Annotated in this window: 1 protein-coding gene; it reads right to left on the reverse strand. The window is 31.2% G+C overall.

Annotated elements, in window-relative coordinates:
* Nucleotides 1-5: 5 nt before the first annotated feature.
* Nucleotides 6-25,226 carry a non-ribosomal peptide synthase/polyketide synthase gene (locus ACN0WY_RS06015; protein WP_417799828.1) on the reverse strand — a complete coding sequence of 8,407 codons (25,221 nt, stop codon included), beginning with the start codon at nucleotides 25,224-25,226 and terminating at the stop codon, nucleotides 6-8.
* Nucleotides 25,227-25,303: the final 77 nt, after the last annotated feature.

The raw sequence follows: 25,303 nt of genomic DNA on the forward strand, positions 1-25,303 counted from the left end.
GACTTTTAGTAATTAATTTGTTCTTTAATAAAGCTTTCTGACTGTTCTAGTTTAATATCTTTAATCGCTTGCTGAGGATTGTTGATAATAGTCATTAAAATATTGTAATAGAAATTCATAAAAACTTCCATCGTACTATTACTATATAAATTGGGGTCATAAATAAATGCAATACCTATGGTTTCCTCTTTTTCTCTTACTTCTATTTTGAATTCATAATCTTTTCGTGAACTTCTTTTACTTTTAAGAGGAAGGTGTTCAAAAGCATTGGTTTTATCAGAAGCTATTAACAAAGTATTCATAAAAGCAAAGTGTACCTTAATCATTGCTCTTCCTCCGATACTTCCGTCTTTATGTAGTTCTGAAACTAATTGGTCGTATTGATAATCTTGATTATCATAAGCTTCTAATACTACTTTTTTAATTTCAGACAATAAATTAAGGTAAGAGGCTTCTGGCTGTATTCTAAATCGTAATGGTAAAACGTTCACAAATGTTCCAACTATTGTATTAAGTTGATTATGTGCTCTACCTACGATATCTGTTCCAATAATTATATCATGGTTTCCAGAAATTTTAGACAACAAGATGTAGTAAGCAGATAGTAACAACATGAATTCTGAAACCTCAAATTCTTTAGCTGCTTTTGTTAATTCTTGATACTTTTCTACATTAACATAAATTTCTTTTTCTTCTGCTCCTAAAAACGCTTTCTTCTCAGACGAATCAATATCAGTAGGCAGATCTAAATACGGTAATTCTCCAGAAAGCTGATTAAACCAATAATTTTTCTGTTGCTCAAGCTCAGCTCCCATATCTTGCATCCAATGTGCGTAGTCTACATAACGTAGTTCTAAATCTTCCAATGTATTTTCTTGATACATATCGATAAAATCATGAACTAGGATGTTTACAGAAGTTCCATCTGCTACAATGTGATGAATATCTATGAAAAGTAAATCTCCTAAATCACTATCTTTTAATAGACCTGCTCTAAAAAGAGAGTGACTTGTAAGCTCGAACGGACGGATAAAACTTAAAAATGCTTCTTGTGCGTTGTCATAATTTTCTAGGTTCAGAATTTCCAGTTTAAATTCTTCTGCTCCATAAATTTTCTGGAAGATTCCTTCTTCTGATAACACAAAACCTGTTCTTAAACTTTCATGTCGCTTTACTAATTGTCGAAGTGTATTTTCTAACTTTTCTTTTACAACTTCTCCATTAATTTTAATTGGAATAGAAATATTAAAGGCTACGCTTCCTTCGTGCAGCATCTGCTGATAAAACATTCTATTTTGAGCAGGAGATAGTAAGTACAACTCTTTCTCACCTATGTTTTTAATTTGTTTTGTTTCTTCTTTTGGCTGAGTATTTTTTATTATTTGAGATAACTCAATAATCGTTGTATGCTCAAAAATATCTTTCAACTTTAGCTTTACTCCAAATTCTTTCTGAATACCAGACATTAAATGGAAAGCTTTAATTGAGTGCCCTCCCAATTCAAAAAATGAATTTGTAATCCCTATGTCTTCTGTTGAAATTTTTAATATTTCAGACCAAATTTCAATTAGTTTTTCTTGTGTTTCATTTGTTGCTACCTCTACAGTTGTATTAATTAACATAGGTTCAGGTAACATTTTTATATTTAGTTTTCCATTCACATTTAATGGAACGGTAGTTATAGGAATAAAGAAAGAAGGTACCATATAATTAGGTAGCACATCTCTTATAAAAGCTCTTAATTCAGCTACATTTATTTCTTCTTTTTCAATATAATATGCACAAATGTATTGCTCATTTTCAGCATTTTGCCTAACAACTACTACCGCTTCTGTTATCCCTTTATAATTGAGAATGTTTTGCTTAATATCGTCTAATTCAACACGTATTCCTCTAATTTTTACCTGTCGGTCTATTCTTCCTAAAATCTCAATTGTGTTTGTTCTGTCTTTTTTTCCAAGATCTCCTGTTTTGTATAAAATATCTTGTTCACCATCTCCATAAGGATTCTTTATAAATACTTTGTTATTTTCTTCAGGAAGATTTAAATACCCTAAACTTCTATAAGGTGTACGAATGTAAATTTCTCCAACAACTCCTGCTGGGCATACGTTTAAAGACGAATCAAGTATTACAAACTGAGCTCCTATTATTGATTTTATTGGAATATATTTCTTGTCCTTATCTTCTGGTTGAATTAAATAGTAGCCTTTTGCTAATGTTGTTTCAGTTGGACCATAAATATTTACTAACTGTACTTTATCTTTAAATTTATTGAACCAGTTTTGTAGTTCGAACGGAACAATTTTTTCACCTGCAAGTAGAATATACTTAAGTTTAGTGAATAATGACTTCTCTACGCTTTGGGTATTGAATATTTTAAAGAAACTAGGCACACAGTGTATTAATGAAATTTCATTTTCATCTATCCAAGAGCTCAATACGTCTCCTGTAAGGAGTAAATCTATTTCTGGAATACATATAGTTGCTCCGGCACATAGCGGTACAAATACATCTCTTAAGAACACATCAAATCCTGGGTTTGTAAATTGGCTAAATCGGAAAGAATCATCTATACCAAAAGTGTTTATTTCCCATGAGATAAAGTGCTCTAATCCCTTATTTCTTCCTATAACACCTTTAGGTTTCCCTGTAGATCCTGATGTAAAATAAACATACACAGGGTCATTTAATTCGTACGTTCGTTTTTCTACCAGTGTTTTTTCTTCAGTTTCTAAAATGAATGGAATATCTAAATAAGTAGCCTTTGTGGTTCGTTGAAGCTTTTCAATTGAACCCATCTTTTGATCTGTTAAAACATATTGGCTTTGTGTTTGCTCTAAAATTGAAGATAATCGTTCTTGAGGCAACCCAAATTCCAAAGGAACAAACGCTAGTTTGGCCTTTAAAACTCCTATCATTGCGGCAATTAGAAGATGGCGATCTTCACACAATATTCCTACATAAGTATTTTCAGGGATTTTAGCTTCTATTAAAGAGTTTGCTATTTTAGTGGACTCTTCTTCTAATAAAGCATAACTAATTTCCGCCCCTTTGTACACGATTGCACATTTAGTGGGGTTGTTATTTAAACCAATAGATAATGTTTCTTGAATTGTTTTTTCTGTAATTCCTTTGCTAAGGTCTTTACGCAATTCATCTTTTACTTTTTGTAATTGATTACTTGAAAGTATCTCTAGATGTAATATTGGCTTTTCTTCCTCTTTAATAATTGCTTCTATACTATTTCTAAAGGCACTTATTAACTCTTTTATCAGAACTTCTTCATAAATATTCTCATTATAATCAAACAGAATTTCTGTTGTTTCAAATGGTAATATTTTTATGTTCAAATTATAATTAATTTGTACTTCACTTTGTATGCTGGTTACCTCAAAGCCCGTTTGTTCTTTGGTATTATTGGCAACTTGTTTTCCTATAGGGAAGTTTTCAAAAATTAAAATATGGTCTAAAAGGTCTCTTCCTAATTCACTTAATGCTTGTATTTCTGATAACGGATGGTACTGATATTCTTCACTCTCCAAAGCATTAAGTTGTACCTTTTTCAATACATCCTCTATATTTTCTCCTTCTTCAAATCGAATTCTTACAGGAATTGTATTGATAAATAAACCAAGCATGTTCTCTATTCCTGCCAATTCTGCAGGACGCCCAGAAACTACTGATCCAAACACAACATCTGTAGTTGTATTGTATCTGCTAAGTACCATTGCCCAAGCTGTTTGTATTAGTGTATTAAGACTAACTCCGTATTTTCTCGATACATTATGCAATGTTTTGGTTTGTATTTCATCTAAAACAAAACCATCACTTACTTGGTTGTACCCTTCTCTTTTAACTTGCTTTTGAGGAAATGTTGTAACTGTATCAAACCCTGCTAAATATTTTTTCCAATAATTAGCTGATACTTCTTTTTCTCTTTTTTGTAACCATGAGATATAGTTTACATAAGGAGATATTTCTGGCAACTTTATTGGTTTACCATTTATGAATTGTTCGTAAACCTCTTTAAATTCATTTACAATGATTCCCATACACCATCCATCCATAAGAATATGGTGATAACTCCAAATAAACGCAAATGATTTTTCTGTAGTTTCAAGTACTGTTAAACGCATTAAAGCACCTTTTGTAAGATCAAACTTTCTAGCTTTGTCTTTTGTTTTGTACTTTTCTAACACTTTTTCTTCACTACTATTTGCAACCTCATCAATAATTTTTACATATGTAAAATCTAGTTGCTGATGATTCTTCACAAACTGTAATGGTTGGTCTAGACCTTCGTGAAAGAAATTTGTTCGTAAAATATCATGACGTGCTAGTAAGTACTCTAAAGTATCGGATACTGTTTTGATATTTACATCCCCCTCTATATGACATGTTACTTGTTCAAAATAATTTTCAGACAAATCATCATATATTGAATGGAAGAACATTCCTTCTTGCATTGGTGAGAGTAGATATGCATCTTGTAAATCATATCGTTTTTGCAGATTTGTTACTTCGGAAATACTTAATTTATTATATGTAAGATCTGAAGGGGTTACTTCTTTCGTTTCCAAATGCATACAATAAACAATCGTCTCTTCTAAACATTTTTGGTAAGACAGCATCAGAGATTCCATTTCAACAGCATCAAATTCTTCTTCTCCATATGTTAAGCGTATTTCTAATTGTTTTGATGTAACAATTCCTGTTATTTCAACATCGTAAGGTCTCTTGCTTTCTAATGCAACATCGTCTCCTGAAAGTCCATCTACTATTTCAAAGCTTTTTCCTTCTATATCAGTATCAAATTGCCCTAGGTAGTTAAAGCTAATCTGAGCTTTATTTTCTTCAACACTATGCTCTTCTTCAAGGTATGTAAGTAAAAGATAGTCCAAACCACCATTTGGAACCCCGCGAAGCGTTTCTTTTGTTTCTTTAATATGAGACTTTAAATTTTTATGAACATGGAAACTTACAGGATATATAGTCGTAAACCATCCTACCGTTCTATCTATTTTAACATTAGATATACTCTCTTCTCTACCGTGGCCTTCTAGATCAATTTTTAATAAATCGATACCGAACTGGTTTGCGAAAGCTTTTGTAAAGCTCGCCAAAAGTATATCGTTAATTTGTGTATTGAACGGTTTATGAACATCTGTAAGTAATGTTTCGGTCAACTCTTTGTTAAGAGAAAAACGAATACTTTGAGCCTTTTTATAAGTATTAGAAACAGTATTGTTTTTGGGGATTTTCACAAAAGGTTTCTGCATAACTTCCTCCCAATATCCTTTTTGTTTTTTAAATTCATTAGACCTTTTATAAGTCTCAAGCTTATCTGCCCAAAGTTTAAAAGAATCGCTCTTTAATGGTAACGCTAATGCTTCTTTGTTTTTAATTTGCTGATGAAGCGTTTCCATATCTTCAAATAAAATACGCCAAGAAATACCGTCAATTATTAAATGATGAATAATTACAACTAAGTAGGTTCCTTCATCTGTTTCAAAGTATCCTACTTTAAATAATGGCCCTTCTTGAAGAATTATTTCTCTTTGAAGTTTATTACTTTCTGCTAATATTAACTCTTGGAAGTTTCCTTGACTCTTGAAGTTTTTCTCTTCTATCTCTAATGTTATTGTTTCTTCAATTACCTGTTTTTTATGTGCCCCATCATCTACAAATTTTGTTCTTAAAACATCGTGATGTTCAACTAACTTTTGAAATACTTGTTTTACTTCATTTAAAGTTATTCCGTCGTTGAACTTTAAGGCTACAGATTGATTGTAGTGTTGAGAATTAAAATCAGACTCCTTAAAGAACCATTGTTGAATACCTGTTAAAGGCACCTCTCCGACAACTTTTGATTGATCTGCTATAACCTCAATAGATTGAATGGCTCTTGCTTGTTCAATAATTGTAGGTAAAGTCATGATTGTTTTAACTGGTAATTCTTTTCCTAATGCTCTTAGACGAGAACTTATTTGTACCGATTTTATGGAATCTCCTCCTAATGAAAAGAAATGATCTGTTATTCCTACATGGTCTATTCCTAATACAGATTTCCACACATTAACTAATACCTTCTCTTCTGAAGATGTTGCTAAAACATAGGCTGATTTTATTGTTTTTGCTGTTTTTAACAACGCCTTTTTATCCAGCTTTCCACTAGCATTTAATGGCATTTCTTCTAGTGCAATGTATTGACTAGGAACCATATACTCTGGGAGGTTATTTACTAAATATTCTCTAAGATTTTGTTCATTTACTTCTTCATTTGAAACATAATAGGCCACTAAGTTTTTTTGTTCTCCGTGTTCTTGAACAAGTACAACTCCTTCTTTTATTGGTGAATATTTAACCAAATAATTTTCTATTTCTCCTAGTTCAATTCGATACCCTCTTAGTTTTATCTGATCATCAATTCTTCCTAAAAACTCTATATTTCCACTATCAGACCAGCGTACCAAATCTCCTGTACGGTACATTTTTTTACTAGTATCAAATGGATTTTTAACAAATTTACTTTCAGTTAAATCAGCTCTATTGAGATAACCAAGTGCTACTCCTTCTCCTGCAATACACAATTCACCTGGAACTCCTATTGGTTGCGGATTATTAAAAGTATCTAAAACATAAAGCAACACATTGCTAATCGGTTTTCCAATAGGTACATTTACAGAATTTTCATTTCCTGTTGTTGTGTACCAACTACTATAAATGGTACCTTCTGTAGGCCCATAAATATTTTCTAGTGAAATATTCGTTTTTAAAGCATAAAAACGTTTTATAAGGCTTAATGGAAGTGCTTCTCCTGCTAAGAAAATATGTTTTAAGCTTTTTATTACCTCTAGAGAGTTATTCTCTATTTCCTCAAGGAAAACAGCAAATAATGAAGGCACAAAATTAACATGAGTAACTTGATTTTCTTGTATGGCTTTCATCATTTTTAACGGTTCTTTTTCTTCGCCTTTTGGTAAAATGATTAATGTACCTCCATCAAGATACCATCCAAATAACTCAGCTACAGACACGTCAAAAACATAATTTGTTTTTAATAAATAACTATCTTTAAATGTTAGCGGATATTTCTCTTGCATAGATTGCACTAAATTCACAACTGAATGATGTGCAACCATAACTCCTTTTGGCATTCCAGTTGATCCTGAAGTATAAATCACGTATGCTAAATCATTTGAAGACACCTTCAGTTCTATCGTACAAGCCTGATTTAAAACTAAATTTTCTATTGTTTCATAGTATATTTTCTCTGTAGAAACAGTAGCTAACTCCGCTTCAAACTTTTCTATAGAAAGTAGCAGTCTAACTTTCGAATCTTTAATAATTGTTTGAATTCTTTCTATAGGATTATTGGTGTCTAAGGGTAAGTATGCTGCCCCAGATTTTAAGATTCCATACAGTAAGGGTACAAGAAGTAAATCTCGCTCTAAATACACCCCAATTAAGTCTCCTTGATTTATGCCTTTTTCACTAATTAAATAATTGGCTATTTGATTTGAAAGAGCATCCAACTCACCGTAAGTCATCTCTTTACCCTTATAATACAAGGCAGTTTTATTTGGATTTTTTGCTACTTGCTTAACAAATAGCGACATAATTGTTTCATTTGGAGTGAACTCTAAATGAGTATTGTTAAAACCAGTAGTTAGCTGTAACTTTTCTTCATTAGACAAAATTTCAACTTGCCTTACTTTACTGTTTTTAGAACTCGTTAAAATTTCATGCAACACATTTGTTAAATGCTCACTAATTTTTGAAATAAATTCTTTTGAAAATACAGCATTGTTATATAAAAACTTAAATCGTAGATCTTTTCCCGGTACAACTACTAGCGTTAAGTCATAATTGGTTTCTTCAAAAACCTGAGATTCTTCTATCGTAAAAGGAGCTTTCTCATTACCTAGATTATTTGGTAAGTCTTTATTACTTACGGGTAAATTTTCAAAGACTATGATATGATCTAATAAGTTTCTTCCTAATTCACTTATTCCTTGAATTTCTGCCAGAGAATAATGTTGATATTCATCGCTTTCTAATGCTTTCTTCTGTGTATTTGCTAGAAGTTCACTAACTGTAGTGTCTTCATTATAACTAATTCTAACAGGAATGGTGTTGATAAATAATCCTATCATATTTTCCACGCCCTCTATTTCCGAAGGACGTCCAGAAACCACTGTTCCAAATACTACATCTCTTGTATTGTTATATCTTGACAATACAATACCCCAAGAAGTTTGAATTATATTATTTAACGTAACTCCCTGTTCTCTAGAAAGCGTTTGTAACGATGTTACTACTTCTGAACTTATATAGTGTTCATAAACTGCTTGTTTATTTTTTTCTTGAGATTCATTACCTTTTTTCGGAATAGTTGCTAAGGTGTCATAACCTGCTAAGTAAGTACTCCAATAGTTAGATAGTTTAATTTTATCTCTTTTTTCTATCCATGAGATGTAATTTGAATACGGCTTAACAACAGGTAATTCAATACTCGTTTTATTTGTGAAGTGTTTATACACTTGTTCAAATTCTTGTAATAAAATTCCTATACACCATCCGTCCATTAATATATGATGATAACTCCATATAAATTCAAATGATGTGTTACTTATTTGTAATACAGTTAAGCGAATTAACGAGCCTTGTAAAAGGTTAAATTTATTGTTTCTGTCTTTAATTCTATACGCTTCTATTAGCTCTTCTATTTTTTCTCCATCCACACTTTGACGCATATCTATTAGAGAAAAATCGAATTCTTCTTGATCTAAAACTATTTGCAGAGATCTATCAAACTCATCTGAAAACACCGTTCTTAAAACATCGTGACGCTTTAACAAGTAGTTGAGTGTTTTGCGTACTACTGATATATTTAATTCTCCTTCTATTTTACAACTTACCTGTTCGAAATAATGAGATGTTTTTGGGTCTAACAAAGAATGATACATCATCCCTTCCTGCATAGAAGATAAAGGATACACATCTAAGACTTTGAACTTACTTTGCAGATGATTAACATCTGTAATGCTTAACTTACTGTAAGTTAAATCTGACGGTGTTAATTCTCTTCCCTTATAATCACAGCAATAATTAATTACCTTTTCTAAAGAAGCTTGATACTTACTCATTAAACGAGAAATCGTAGCATCGTGAAAATGGTTTGTATTATATAGTAATTGAATTTCTAACTTTCCAGAAACAACCATTCCTAAAATATCCCAATCATAATCTCTTTCATTATGAAGATGAATATCTTCTCCTTTCAAATTAGGTACAATTTCAAAACTTTTGTTCTCTACATCTGTATCGAACTGCCCTAAATAATTGAAACTCACTTGTGAGGTTCTTCTTCCTTCTACTGTTGTACTTTCTAAATTATTGTACAGCAAGTAGTCTGCTCCCTTCATAGGAATGCTTCTCAGTCCTTCCTTAACCGATTTAATTAGTGAAGAAATCGTATTATGTGAAGTAGAGAATGTTACAGGGTAAATACTTGTAAACCATCCTACTGTTCTACCAATATTATTATTAATAAAAGACTCTTCTCGTCCATGACCTTCCATATCCATTCGGATATGATTTATATCGTACTCAGCGGCTACTGCATTGATAAATGCTGCTAATAATAAATCGTTTACCTGTGTATTAAATGCTAAATGAGCTTTAGTTAATAAACGTTTTGTTGCTGCTTCATTTAAATTAAACGCAATCTTCTTAGACGTTAAATAACTATTGTTGCCTTCTTCTCGATCTCTTTTTATGTATGATGTTTCTTTTTTGTCTTCCTTTTCCCAATATTTAACACTGTTAGTAAATGGGGCTCCCTGTAGGTATTCTTTTACTTTTTTTGCCCAAAGCTTAAAAGAATCTGTTTTTAACGGTAACTCTAGTTCTTTATCTGTTTTAACCTGATTATATAACGTTTCAAAATCTTCTAATAAAATTCTCCAAGAAATTCCATCAACTATTAAATGGTGGATTGCTATAAACAAATAACTCTCTGACTCTAAATGATAAAGACCTATTTTTAACAAGGGACCATCTGTGAGATTAATTGTACTTTGAAGTTTATTAACTCTACGAATTATTTCTTCCTCATAGTTCATTGATTTCTCAAAGCTATGTTCATCAATAAATATGTCCATCTCTGGAGAAACTATTTCTTGAATCACTTCCTCTTCTAATCTAAATGTTGCTCTTAAGACATCATGATGTGTTGTTATTTTAGATAAAATTAACTGTACCTCTTCTACACTTAGCGTTGTGTTAAATTTTAACATCACCGACTGGTTGTAGTGTTCTTTGTATGCTTTATTCTTTTTGAAAAACCACTCTTGTATGCCTGTTAACGGGATTATTCCTGTTACCTCCGATTGATCAGAATAAATTTCAATAGGTTTTAATGATTTTGCTTGTTCTTTTATTGTAAAAACAGACATTAAAGTACGAACAGGAATATCATATCCTAAATTTCTAAGTCTTGAACTTATTTGAATTGATTTTATAGAGTCTCCTCCAACAGAAAAGAAATTATCATAAATCCCAACAACCTGTATTCCAAGTACCTCACACCAAACTTTTGTTAATAATTTTTCTTCAGGAGTTTCTGGCAATTCTAAACTCATTTCCCTATTACCTTCTGGAATAGGTAGTGCTTTTTTATCTAATTTTCCGTTAGGTGTTAATGGTATAGCATCTAGTTTATGATAGTAATGAGGAATCATATACCCTAACAGTCTTGTAGATAAAAATTCTCTAAAACGAAGGGGTTCTATATTGTCGTTTGCTATGTAATACCCCACCAAGTGTTCTGTATTCCCTATACTTTTAAGAGTAACAACAGCATCCTTAACTTCAGGAAATTCCATTAAGTTATTTTCTATATCTCCCAACTCTATACGATAGCCTCTTAACTTAATCTGGTCATCTATACGTCCTACAAATTTCAGTGTTCCTTCTTTTGTCCAGCAAGCTAAATCTCCAGAACGATACATTTTCTGACCCTCTATAAATGGATTAGAAACAAACTTTTTATCTGTAAGCTCTTGTTGATTATAATACCCCTTAGCCAATCCTAAACCTGCTATAAACAATTCTCCTACAACTCCTATTGGCATAGGCTGAAGTGCTTCATTCAGTATGTATATTTCTGTATTTAATATTGGTTTTCCAATAGATACCGATACTGCTTTTTCAGTTACAGAAAACTGATGGATTGTACATCCTACAGTTGTTTCAGTAGGTCCGTATTCATTATAAATAGTAACTTTTCCTTTAAATTTATCGTATACTTCTTTTGCTAAAGCATATTCAAGAGCTTCTCCTCCTACAATCATTATTTTTAGCTTACTTTTTTCAAAGTAAGAAGTTAACTTACTACTTGCAACAAGTATACGTAAGTGAGAAGGAGTTAGTTTTATACCCTCCACCTTGTTATCTATAATAATATCTTCTATTAAGCTGTTAGATGTATTCTCTGGGTAAATAACAACACTATCTCCTTTAGTCAAAGGAACAAAAATAGTTACGGTTAAGTCGAAAGAAATTGTTGTATAGAAAGGGAAGTTACCTAGATTTTCTTCAAATGAACAGACATAATTAGCTAGTGATTTATGTTGTATTGCTACTCCCTTTGGAATACCAGTTGACCCAGAAGTATAAATAATATATGCAAGGTCATCTAATTGAACATGCTCTTTGAATTTTGTAGAATAATTGAGTATTGTATTCCAATTTTCTTTAATATTAATAACAATCAACTCTTCCTCTACTTCTTCTATAGACTCACTCGAAAACAAGTGTTTTACACCACTGTTTTTTACTATATTTTGTTTCCTTTTTAATGGATAATTGATATCAATTGGCACGTAAGCGCACCTCATTTTTAATATCGATAACAAAACAATAACCATTACATCGCTTCTCTCCATTTGAATACCGATTAAGGTTCCTGGTGTAATGCTATGATTCTCTACACAATAGTTAGCTAAAGAATTCGACATTTCATCTAGCTCTTTGTATGTTATAGATTTGTTATTAAAAACTAATGCTTCTGCATTTGGGGTTAATGCTACCTGTTTGGCAATAAGATCTAACAGCGTTTCATCAATATCTTTCTTTGCGAAACCTGGATTGTTAAACTCTTTTAAAAGAGTGTTTCTCTCTTTTGTAGATAAATAATTTATTTCATTTATCTGTTGTTGAGAATTTAGAATAGCATTTGTTAAAAAGGATTCTAAATGTGTTAACATTCTACTTATGAAAGACTCTTCATAAATATCTGTATTATATTCTAACAGTACAAATAGCCGCTCATTTTCCTCTTTAAATGAAAAAGTAATATCAAATTGACTTACATTTCTAAGATGTTTTTCATAAGGTTTTACTGAAATATTTTCTAATTCAATAGCAATGTCTTCCTGATTTTGTAGCACTACCATTACATCGAATAATGCAGCTCTAGAGGTATCTCTATTTAAATTTAATTTTTCAACTAAATCATCAAATGGGTATTCTTGATTTTCATATGCTTCTAAAAGCGTTCTTTTTTGTGTTTCAACTAAATCTTCAAAATTCCCCTCTTTATTGAAGGTTGTTCTGATAGCCAAAGTATTTAAAAACAAACCTATCTGGTTTTCTAAATCTGCATGTGTTCTTCCTGCTATTGATGTTCCTAAAATGATATCCGAATTATTAGTATACCTATAAAACAATCCATTAATTCCTGCTAACAAAGTCATAAAAAGAGTTGACTTCTGACGCTCATTAAACAAACCTATGTTTGTATACAACTCATTACTAAAAACATGTGTTAATGTATGTCCTTGATACGTTTTTATTAAAGGTCTTATTTTTTCAGTAGGCAACTCTAAAACAGGTAGGTTACCCGATAATTTAGAAATCCAATAATCTTCCACTTTGCTAAACTCAGGGTTCTTTTTCTTTTCAATATTCCACAATACGTAATCATGGTATTGAATATTCAGATTTGGAAATTCTATTTTATTACCAGTAACTAATTGGTTGTATAAATACATTAGTTCTTCAGATAATACTTGCATTGACCAACCATCACCCATAGTATGGTGAAGACTCAATACTAGGTAATATGTTTTATCTTCTTGCTTGAGTAATTTTATTTTTAAAAGAGAAGCTCCTGATAAATCTATTTCTTCTTCTAAGAATGTTTTAATTTCTTTATCAAGATTTTTGTGGTCTACTGCTTGTTTTTCTAATTCAAATGTAAAGTTCTTAGCATTTATTACTTGTTGTACTATCTCTCCATTCACCTCTAAAAAACTTGTTCTTAAACTACTGTGACGTTGAAATATTAATTTAAATGCTTGTTCTAATTTAGGAATGTCTAAATTTCCTTCAAGCTGTAAAACTCCTGGTATATTATACGCTTTACTACCTCCTTCGAACTGACTAAGTATCCACAATCTTTTTTGAGCTGAACTCAAAGGATAGTACTCTTGACTTTCCGATTTAGGAATTGGTTTATAAGTATCTTCATTTATTATTTTTACTAGCTCTTCTATAGTAGGATATTCGAACACTTGTCTTATTTCTACAGTACTAGATAGTTCTTTATTAATATTATTAATAAGCTGCGTAACTTTTAAACTATGTCCTCCTAACTCAAAGAAATTATCTGTAATTCCTATATTTTCAATATTCAATACATTTTCCCAAATGCGAACCAGTATAGATTCTACTTCATTTCTAGCCGGCACATATTCATTTCTTATAATATCCTTTTCTGAAAAAGTTAAAAGAGCTTCTCTATCTATCTTTCCATTGGGTGTTAATGGCATAGATGACAACTCCTTAAAGTAACTAGGAATCATGTGTTCAGGAAGACGATTTTTAAGTGCTTCCCTCAGATTTTTTGATTTCAATTCAGAATCAGATGTATAATAAGCTACCAAGTATTTATCTCGTTCCGAAGTTATTATTACCACTGCTCCTTGATTTATTGAAGGTAATGAAATTAACGCATTTTCAATTTCTCCTAATTCTATTCGATATCCTCTTAATTTTACTTGCGTATCCTTTCTTCCAATAAACTGAACGTTTCCATCTGGTAACCATCGTGCTAAGTCACCCGTTTTGTACATTTTCTCTCCGTTTACAAACGGGTTCTTTATAAACTTTTCATTTGTTAAATCGGGTCTATTCAAATAGCCTTTTGCCAAGCCTGCTCCTCCTAAATATAACTCTCCAATTGCTCCAATAGGTTGAAGATTATGAGTCTCATCTAAAATATACATCGCTGTATTTGGAATAGGTTTTCCTATAGGAATTATTTGGTTTTTTATTCTTTCTTTATTTTCTATTTCATAAATAGAAGAAGTTACACTCGCTTCTGTAGGCCCATATGCATTGTAATATCTTACATATTTTATAATTTCTGTAACTATCTTATAACTTGGTGCTTCTCCACCTGTCATTAATATTTTTGCTTTGGCTAACTTAGACAAGTCTAACTTGTCAAGATAGGAAGCAGGTAAAGTCACTATTTCTATATCATTATCAAAGATATACTCTCCAAATTGTTTGGGATTTTTTCTGCAATCATCACTTAAAATATGCAATGTTCCATTAAATAATAGTGTAGCATATGTTTCCCAAGCAAAAGCATCAAAAGAATATGAGAAGAATTGAATTGACTTTTTCTCTCCAAAAATTTCTTTTTGGAAATAAATAGTGTTGAGAATTGACTGATTTTCAATCATAACTCCCTTTGGATTTCCCGTACTTCCTGAAGTATATACTACATACACTAAATCTTTAGAGGTTGATTTGATATGTACGGGCTTTGATACTGGAGTTGTATTCTTGAAGTCTAGTAAAACCTCTTCATTTATACTTACTTTACACTTTGAATCGGTTTCTAAATACTGAATACGTTCTTCTGGATATGCTATATCAATTGGTACGTATGCAGCTCCTGTTTTTAATATTGCAAAAATTGTTATAATTATCCATTCACTTCGCTCTATTTTTATAGATACCAAATCTCCTTTTTCTACATGATATGTATCTAATAGATAATTAGCTAGCTCGTTAGATTTTTCATCTAATTCTTTAAACGTAATTTCTTTCCCTTTAAAAACTACTGCTACTTTAGTAGGGTTTCTTTTTACTTGTTCAGTGAACAATTCTACAATTGTTTTTCCTTCAGGATATTTAACAGGGTGATGATTAAATTTTTCTAATTGGATTTTCTCCTCAGCAGGCAAGAAGCTAAACTCTTTAACCTTTTTATCTAAACTTTTATGTATCGATGCGAAAATTTGCCTTAAATAAGAACAGATATTATCTATTAATGCTCTCTCAAAATGATTTTCGTTATATTCAAATTTTATCGCTAGGTTTTTTCCGGGAAATACACCTACTACTAAGTCGTAATTAGTTTGTTCAAAAGCTTTTATATCTTGAATATTAAACGCTCTTTTTTCATTTAACGATTCTGCTGCTAAGAGTCCCTCATCTAAAGCATAGTTTTCAAAAGCTATAAAATGATCAAATAAATTATTTCCTAGACTACTTTGAGCCTGAATTTCTCCAATTGATTCGTAATGGTAAGCTTCACTTTCTAATGCTTTTTCTTGAATTTTAGTAAATAAGGAAACTAAAGAGGCTTCTGAATCAAAAGTAACTCTGACTGGAATGATATTCATAAACAAACCTACCATATCTTCAACTCCATCTAATTCTAGTGAACGACCAGAAACGATAGACCCAAATACCACATCATTCGTATTGTTAAACTTGGCTAAAATTAGCCCCCAAATTCCTTGAATTATTGTATTTACAGAGACTCCTAATGAAGTAGAAACCTTCATTATATTCTTCATTTCATCATCTGTCGTTACAAAATATTTAGAGTTTAATTTAAAATTATTATTCTCTTTTTGCTTACTAGGAAGTGTGACTATTTCCTCATAATTTTCTAAATACTTTTTCCAGAAATTCAACCCCTCATTTACTTCTTTTGATTCCAACCATTTAATGTAATTTTTAAATGGTTGTATGGTTGGTTTTGTTTCTGTAATGTTTTTAAGTTTATTTTCATAAATATGAATAAAATCTTTCAACACCAGTCCTAAACTCCAACCATCAAGGAGTATATGGTGGTAGCTCCAAATAATATGATACAATTCGTCCTCTAACCTCAGAACAGTTACTCTTATTAAAGTATCCTTTCCTAAATCAAATTTTTTACTTCTATCTTTCTTTTCATATTTTTCTATGACCTCTTCATCCTTTGTATTAGCACATTCACTTCTTACATCTAAGTACTGAAAATCACTTTTTCTTTCTTTCATTACCAGCTGCAACGTAGCATCGTATTTATCATAAATAAATGCTGTTCTCAGAATATCGTAGCGTTGCATGAGCTCTTGAATACTTTGCTCCATGATCTCCGTATTTAACCTATCTGTAATTTTATGAGATATTTGGTTAAAGTAATGATCTGAATTTGCATCGCGTAGCGTATGAAATAATATTCCTTCTTGCATTGGAGACAGTTTATAAACATCCTGAACTGTTGGATATTCTAACTTCAATGCTTTTAACTCTGAAAGAGATAAGTCGTTAAATGTAAAATCTGAAGGAGTTAATTCTATGGTGTCTTTTGCGCTACAAAAAGCAATAATCTGTATCAATGAATTTTCATACAAACTCATGAGTTCAGTTATTGTTTCTTCTTTGTACTGCTTTGAACTATACGTTAGCTTCATTTCTAAACAGCCATCAGCTATTAACCCTAAAATTTCCCAATCGTGATGTAATGTTTCTTCTGGAGAAATAACATTTCCAATACCTTCAATAGCAACGTCAAATGATTTATCTTTTACATCTTCATCAAATTGTCCTAAATAATTAAAGAAAATTTGAGCTGCTTCATCTTTAAACCCTTTATTGCTTTCTGACTTGAAATATTTAGCTATTAAATAATCAAACCCGTTGTTTGGAATTTTACGGAAACTTTCTTTGGTTTCAATAATGTTTTCAGTAAGACTTGTACTTTGACTGTTTAAGTATAATGGGTAAATACTCGTAAACCACCCTACTGTTCTATTTATGTTAACATTTGGTAAAATTTCTTCTCTACCATGTCCCTCTAAATCTATTTTAAGGTTGTTAATTCCATACTTTTCTTTTACACTTAACATTAATGCGGTTAATAAAACGTCATTAATTTGTGTATTAAAAGGCTGATGAACAGAAGTTAAAAGAGCATCTGTCAACCTTTTAGTTAGTTTGAATTTTACTGTTTTTTGCTCTTGAACTTTATGATTTCCTTTTGGAAAATCTTTAGGTATTTTCGAATAAGAACAGGTTACTTTATCTTCCCAATAAGTTTTCGCTTTTGCAAAACGACTGCTTTGCATATATTTCTTTATAGCATCTGGCCAAGATATAAACGCATCTGTTTTTAAAGGTAATGCTAGAACTTGCCCATTACTTAATTGTTTAAATAACGTTTCTATATCTTCAAATAAAATTCGCCATGAAATTCCATCAATTACCAAGTGATGAATAACAATAAGTAATTTACTTGTTTTGGTATTATTAAAAAGTGCCAATTGCATAAGCGGTCCCTCTTCAAGGTTGATGCCTGACTGAATTCCCTCCGCTATTTCTAGTAATTTTGCTTCCTTATTTTCTTCTTCTGTAAGATCAAACTCTTTAAGTCCTAAAGGTAAATCGACCCCTTTATTCACCGCTTTTAATTGCTCTTCTTTTTTCTTAAAAATTAAACGTAAAGCGTCGTGATGCTCTTGAAGTTTTGTAAAAACTTTAATTATTTCTTCTTTGGAAACCTTTTTAGGGAAATTAAGTAGTACCCCTTGGTTATAATGATGAGGATGAACGGTAGAATGATCGAAAAACCATCTTTGTATAGGAGATAATTCTTGAGCTCCTGTAACGAGTTCCTGTATCGAAGCTGTTTCGGTTTTCTTTAACTTTAAACTTAATTCTTTAATTGTTTGACTTGTAAAAATATCTTTTACCGAAACTTCGTATCCAAGATTACGCATTCGAGAACTTATTTGGATCGATTTTATTGAGTCTCCTCCTACTGAAAAGAAATTATCCATTACTCCAATAGAATTCACTCCTAAAACTTCCGACCAAACATTGATTAATATTTTTTCTTCTTTTGTAGTAGGTGCAATATAATTTTCACCAGCCTCTACTGTTGGTTCAGGCAGTTTTTTCTTATCAACTTTACCATTAGGAGTTAATGGCATTTTATCTAGAATCGTAAAAAATGTTGGTACCATAAAACTTGGTAACCTATCTGAAAGATATGCTCTGAGTTTAAGAGAATCTGTATTTTTATGAAGTACACAATATCCTACTAAATGTTTTTCTCCTTCATATTCTTTAGCTACAACCACCGACTCTTTTACGAACTCATTTTCGTTTAATAAGCTTTCTATTTCACCCAACTCAATTCTAAACCCACGAATTTTAACTTGATCATCAACCCTACCTAACAATTCCATTTCTCCATTAGGTAACCATTTCGCTAAATCTCCAGTAAAATATATTTTCTCTTCCGGCTTGAAAGGATTGCTAATAAATCTTTCTTTAGTTAATTCCTCACGATTCCAATAACCTTTAGCAACTCCTTTTCCTCCTATGTAAAGATTTCCTACGACTCCTTGAGGCAATAATTTCAAATTATCATCAAGTACATATAATTGGGTATTAGCAATAGGGTTTCCTATGGTAACTTTTGTTAAGTTCTTTTCAAAATGTTTTACACTTGACCAAATTGTTGTTTCCGTAGGTCCGTACATATTGTACACCTCAGCCTCAGTTTTCTGTCTTAAGCTATGAATTAATGTAGCCGGTACAGATTCTCCTCCAACCAAAATAGTTTTAAGTGATTTTAAGAATTTTTCTGATTCTTTATCACTTTCCAACAGCTTTAAATATGAAGGTGTAGCCTGAAATGCAGATATTGGTTTTCGTAAATTATTCTTTTGTATAGAAAATACATCTTTAAGCTCTTTTAAGTATTCAAGGCCTTCAATTATTTTCTTTTGTTCTACGCCAAAATCTATCAAACACCCTATTTCATTTACGCCAGCTGCCGATAGCTTTTGAACCATGTTTATCGCTGTACTTTTCGTTCCAATTAAAGAGCTTGTTTTATAATAGCGTTTAACAGCATTTTGAAGTATTTTATCTTCAAGTTCTTTGGTTAATTCTCCTTCTATATAGCCAGCTTCCTGATATACAATTTTACTAACCCCAATAGCAGTTCTTAAGTATTCTTTAAAAGGTTTTTCTACAACAGCTTCAACTTCTTCCATAGTTTTTCCTACATAGGTATGTAACATCACTGCTACTTTTCCTTCTCCTTCATATCCAGCTTCCTTTCTTGCTTGTCTGTAAACACGTATTTTTTTACTTAATTCTTCAATGTCTTGTCCTAACAGATGTGTTAATAAGTTAGCCCCCATTTGCCCTGCAGATCTAAAAGAAGCTTCATTTCCTGCTGTTGTTAGCCAAATAGAAAGTTCTTTATTTGTCTTATTCTGGGCTTCTTTACGCTTTCTCCATAATTCTTTTATTTTATTGATATTTTCATGTGTTATTTTGTGCCTATCTGCATAACTGTATTGAGATAATGAAAAATCATCATGATTCCACCCAGGAGCAAACGACAAGCCTATTCGCCCTCCTGAAATTTGATCTACGGTATCCCATTCCTCTACGATTCTTTCAGGTGAATGAAGAGGTACCACAACACTACCACTTCTTAATTCAACATGTTCTGTAATTGTTGATAACATTGCACTGGTAACGGAAGGATTTGGAAACAATCCTCCAAATTCATGAAAGTGTCTTTCTGGTGTCCAAATTGCATTAAAACCATTCTGATCAGCATAATTAACTGTTTCTAAGAATAAATTATATTTTCCATCTTCAACCCCATGGTTATAACTAGCAAAAAAGAAGAGACCAAAATCCATAGTACTCACCTCGTTTTCTACATAACGATCTAACTCGTTATGAGAAGCATCTGAAGGGTGAATTGTAACTTCAACTCCTCTACATAAGGTCCATAAAAGCTCTAAAATTGAAATATCAAAAGAGATACTGGTCATTGCTAGCATTCTCTCTTCTGTTGATATCGGTAACCTTTCATCCATTCCTATAAAGAAATTGGCTAGGTTTTGATGTGAAATCATCACCCCTTTTGGATTTCCAGTAGAACCAGAAGTATAAATCATGTAACACAAATCAAGAACAGTATTGGTGTTAGGTTTTATGAGGTTTTCTGCTGGTTGCCAGTTTTCAGTATTAAGTGCTATTAATGCACCGTTATAATTAAAATCTTGATCTGTAATTAATAGTGTAGCCTTACTATCTTTCAGAATATATTCTTTTCTTTCCTTTGGATAGGATGGGTCTATAGGCAAGTATGCTCCTCCCGCTTTTAAAATTCCTAAAATAGTTATTATGGTAAATTCAGACCTGTTAGTCATAAGTCCTACTATATCTCCATTTTTAACCCTATAGTTTTCTATTAAATAATTAGCAAAACCATTAGACAACTCATCTACCTCTTTGTATGAAAACTCTCTTCTTTCAAAAACAATTGCTGTTTGATCTGGTGTCTTCTTAGCTTGTGCTGCAAACAATTCTACAATTGTAAGTTTAGGGGTCTCTTTTTTAGTGGTATTAAACTCATTTAGTAATTGATTTTTCTCTTGACTTGATAAAACATCAACATTAAACAACTGAATAGCCGGATTGTTTGTTACTTCACTAATTATTCTTTTAAAATAATATGCAAAACGCTTAATTGTTTTCTTCTTAAATAATGCAGCATCATAATCAAATTGTAATTCAATCTCTCCTTCTACTTGAGCAGCGGTAAGTACAATATCAAATTTTGATGCTTTATGATCAAACGTGTAAGGTGCTAAAATTAAACCGGGAATTTTAAGCTCTTCTGTTTCGAAATTTTCAAAGAAAAAAGCAACATCATACAATGGGTTATGACTTGGGTTTCTTTCTATATTTAGCTCTTCAATTAATTGTTCATACTGATACTTTTGGTGCTCAAAACATGCTAACAATGTAGCTTTTACAGAATTTAAAAATTCTGTAAAAGATGCTTCTTCCTTAATTTTAGAACGAACCGATAGCATATTTAAAAATATTCCTATAATATTTTCAAGTTCTGCATGTGGTCTTCCAGCTGAAGGAGTTCCGATTACAATATCTTTTTGATTACTTAATTTATTAAGTAAAATATTAAATACTGCCATCAATATCATGAACATTGTTACTTCTTCTTCTTCTGCAATTTTATTTAGTTTGCTAACTTCAGACTCATTAATTTTAAACTTAAGATTTTCTCCTTGATATGTTTTTACTAAAGGTCTTGTAAAATCAGTAGGTAAATTTAATGCCTCGACTTCTTCATTAAATTCAGTCATCCAATAGGCTTTATCTTCAGCAATCATTTTTTTATAATCATCATGCTGTTGCCATTCTGCATAATCTTTATATTGTACTTCTAGGTTTGGAAGCACTTCTTCTTTATATAAAGAAATAAATTCTTTTATAAATATAGCATGAGATAATCCATCATTTACAATATGATGCATGTCAACCATAAATATATATTCTTCTGCATTTATTTCAAATAATCCTGCTCGTAATAAAGGACCTTCGTTTAAGTTAAAAGGCTGTACAAATTCACTACACAAGTATTCTAAATTATCCTCTACTTTAGTATGTTGTAACTCAAAGTTAATTTCATCTGAAATGATTTGTACAACATTTCCTTCTATAATATCAAATTGAGTTCTTAACGTTTCATGTCTATTAATTAACGCTTCAAATGTTTTAGAGAATCGCTCTTTATTTACATTCCCTTTAATCTTAACAGCATAGGGCATATTATATGCTGTAGAACTCTTATCCATTGTATAGAGAAAATACAAACGCGTTTGTGCAGAAGAAGACACATAATAAGGCTTTGACGATGCCTTAGGTATTGAAATAAATTCTGTCGTTTCTGTATTTGGTATTAGAGATGCCAACTCTTTAACCGTAGGATTATCAAAAATTTCCTTAATTGTTATCTTTATCTCAAATTCTTTAAATATAATATTGGCAAACTTGATTGCATTTAATGAGTGCCCTCCTAACTCAAAGAAGTTTGATTTTAATCCGATTCTTTTTTCATCAACTTTTAATATTGAAGACCAAATAGCAATAATCTTTTGTTCTATTTCAGTTAATGTTTCGTTTATAACAAGCGTACTTGTTTCTATCTCAGGGATTGGTAATGATCTTTTATCCAGCTTTCCATTATGAGTTAAGGGAATTCTATCTATATGAATATAGAATGTTGGAATCATATAAGACGGAAGTCTTTCTGCAAGAAAAGAACGAAGTGTTTTTTGATTTATCTTTTCTTCTCCAACATAATACGCTGCTATGTGTTTTTCTTCTTCATGAACAACTTCAACAACTACAACGTCTTTTATTGCTTTAAATGTTGATAGTTGATTTTCAATTTCTCCTAACTCTATTCTATACCCTCTTAATTTTATTTGATCATCAATACGTCCTAAGAACTCTATTGTGCCATCACTCTTCCAACAAGCAAGATCTCCAGTACGATACATTAATTTTCCCTCAGAAAAAGGATTGGAAATAAATCTTTGATTTGTAAGGTCTTCTCTGTTAAGATATTTTAAAGCTAACCCTTCTCCTGATATGTATATTTCTCCTTTAGCTCCTTTGGCTACTGGCTTTAAAAATTTATCTAATAAATAAATTTGAGTGTTAGCTATGGGTTTTCCTATAGCAACAGATGCCGTATTTTTTTCTTTTTCTGAAAATTTATGAATCATACAACCTACTGTTGCTTCAGTAGGACCATATTCATTATATATTTCTATTCTTCCCTTATATTTTTCAGAAATAGATTTTGCTAATGAATAATCTAAAGCTTCACCACCTACAATAAACTTCTTTACATTACTATGTATAAACTTTTCTGTTAAAGACTCACTTATATTAATAATTCGTAAATGAGAAGGGGTTAGTTTAATTATATCTACTTTATCATCTAAGAGTACTTGCTCTATTAATAAACTATCATCTGTATCTTTATATAAAACAACTTCTCCTCCATTTATAAGAGGAACGAAAATAGACGTAATAGTTAAATCAAAAGAGATAGAAGTATATAAGGGAAAGTTTCCTTTTTGGTCATTTAAATAATACTTTGAAGCCCAAGTAATATAATTTAAAAAAGAACGGTGTCCTATAGCTACACCTTTTGGAACCCCAGTAGACCCTGAAGTAAAAATAACATAGGCTATTTCAGATTGCTTGGTATTGAAAAGATATTCTTTTTCTTCTTCAAGAATAAGGCGGTATTCTTCACTAAGATTTAGTACGCTTTTAGGTAAGGCTACGTCTAATGGTACATATTCTTTTCTTGTTATAACAGTTTCTAAACAAGCACTTTTTATAATTGTGTTAATTCGTTCAGCTGGGTATTTTGGATCTATAGGAACATATCCAGCTCCTAGTTTTAACAAACCTAATAATACAGGGATGAATACTGGTTCTCTCTCTAACATCACTCCTACCAAATCGCCTGATTTTACATCTTTCTTAAGAGAAAGATAGTTTGCTATTTGATTTGAAATCATCCCTAACTCATTATATGTCATAAGGAGTTCTCCATCTCTAATTGCAATAGCATTGGGAGTCGTTTTTCTTTGTTTTTCGAAAAGAGATACAACTGTTTCGGTATCTGATAAATCAACTAACGTATTATTAAAATCGACTAATAACTCTTTATAGTTTTCTTCAGACATTAAAGAAACTTCTTCTGAATTTTTAGAGGAATCTGTGATTATTGCACGAAGTAAGCCTTTATAATGTTCTGCAATGGTTTGAATTTGATTTTTGGTTCCATAATGTTCATCATAATCAAATTCAATTTCTAAATTTTCATTAAAAAACACTGTTATCGTTAAAGGAATACTATTGTTCTCATAGGTAGACGCTAAGTGTAATGAGAATTGTTTGTTTTTCCCTAAAACATTATGATCTAAAGGATAATTTTCAATTGCAATTACCGAATCAAATAAGCCTTCATATGATTTTAGTCCAACTATTTCCTTTATTTCAGAATATGCTGTTCCTTCAAACTGCTTATCATTGTCTATAAGTCCTCTATGCGTATCTTTAACTAATTGCAACAAAGATGTTGTAGTGTTGCTTTTTATACGCATCGGTAAAATATTGATTAGATTACCTATAACATGTTCTATTCCTCTTAACGAAGGAGGACGGTTAGATTGAGATCTTCCAAAGATTACATCTTTAGTTCCTGAATATTTTTGAAGCAATAATCCATAAGCAGCATAAATTACTGCTGCTTTGGTTACTTGGTTTTTATTAGCAAAATCATCAATAGGTGCTAAATCAGCTTTAATTACAAACTTGCTTCTATTGGTTACTTTTCTCTTCTCTTTGGTTGTAAACAACTCACAAATAGTATAGTCTTGCAAATAAGACTTCCAGAAGGTTTCTTTTTCTTCTTTTAACTGTATTATTTCAGTTTTCTTATATACTTTTTTTAAATCTGGTTTTGCAGCAAAATGAGGTATTTCTCCATCCTTTAAAGAATTATAGGTCTCAAAAAGCTCTTTTAATATTACCCCTGTACTCCATCCATCGTAAAGCACATGATGATGTGAAATTGTAAGTACGTATTCATCTGTGCTTTTCTTTATCAAAGCTATTCTCAAAGGAAGTTCCACAAGATTAAATCCAATCTTACGGTCTTCATTAATAAGTGTGTTAAGTTTCGTTTCTTTCTCTATTGAATTTAGTGAAGAAAGGTTTATAAACTTATAGGGAGAAGTTGTTTCTTTTAAAATAACTTGTATTGGATTACTTATCCCTTCCCAGCGGAAAACAGACCTTAAAGCATCATTATTTAATTGAACTAAATTTGTAGCTTCTTTAAATAACGATTCATCAAGGGTACCTGTGATTGAAAATGAAATTTGAACTGTATATAAATCTTTGGCACCTTTAATCCACTCAATTAATATTCCTTTTTGAGTATTATTAAGCGCTACAATATCTTGAATATTTGCTTTGTTTAGTTTCTGTTCCATTATCGGTTTTTTTAAACTTTGGGTTGGGTTATATAGATAATTCACAGTGCTTAGATGAAAGCACTATGAATCAATAA

This window comes from Tenacibaculum sp. (genome assembly GCF_048269885.1).
GTDB lineage: Bacteria > Bacteroidota > Bacteroidia > Flavobacteriales > Flavobacteriaceae > Polaribacter.

Excerpts from the sequence above, each read along its gene's own strand:
- ACN0WY_RS06015 (WP_417799828.1), bottom strand. The coding sequence starts at position 25,226 with ATGGAACAGAAACTAAACAAAGCAAATATTCAAGATATTGTAGCGCTT.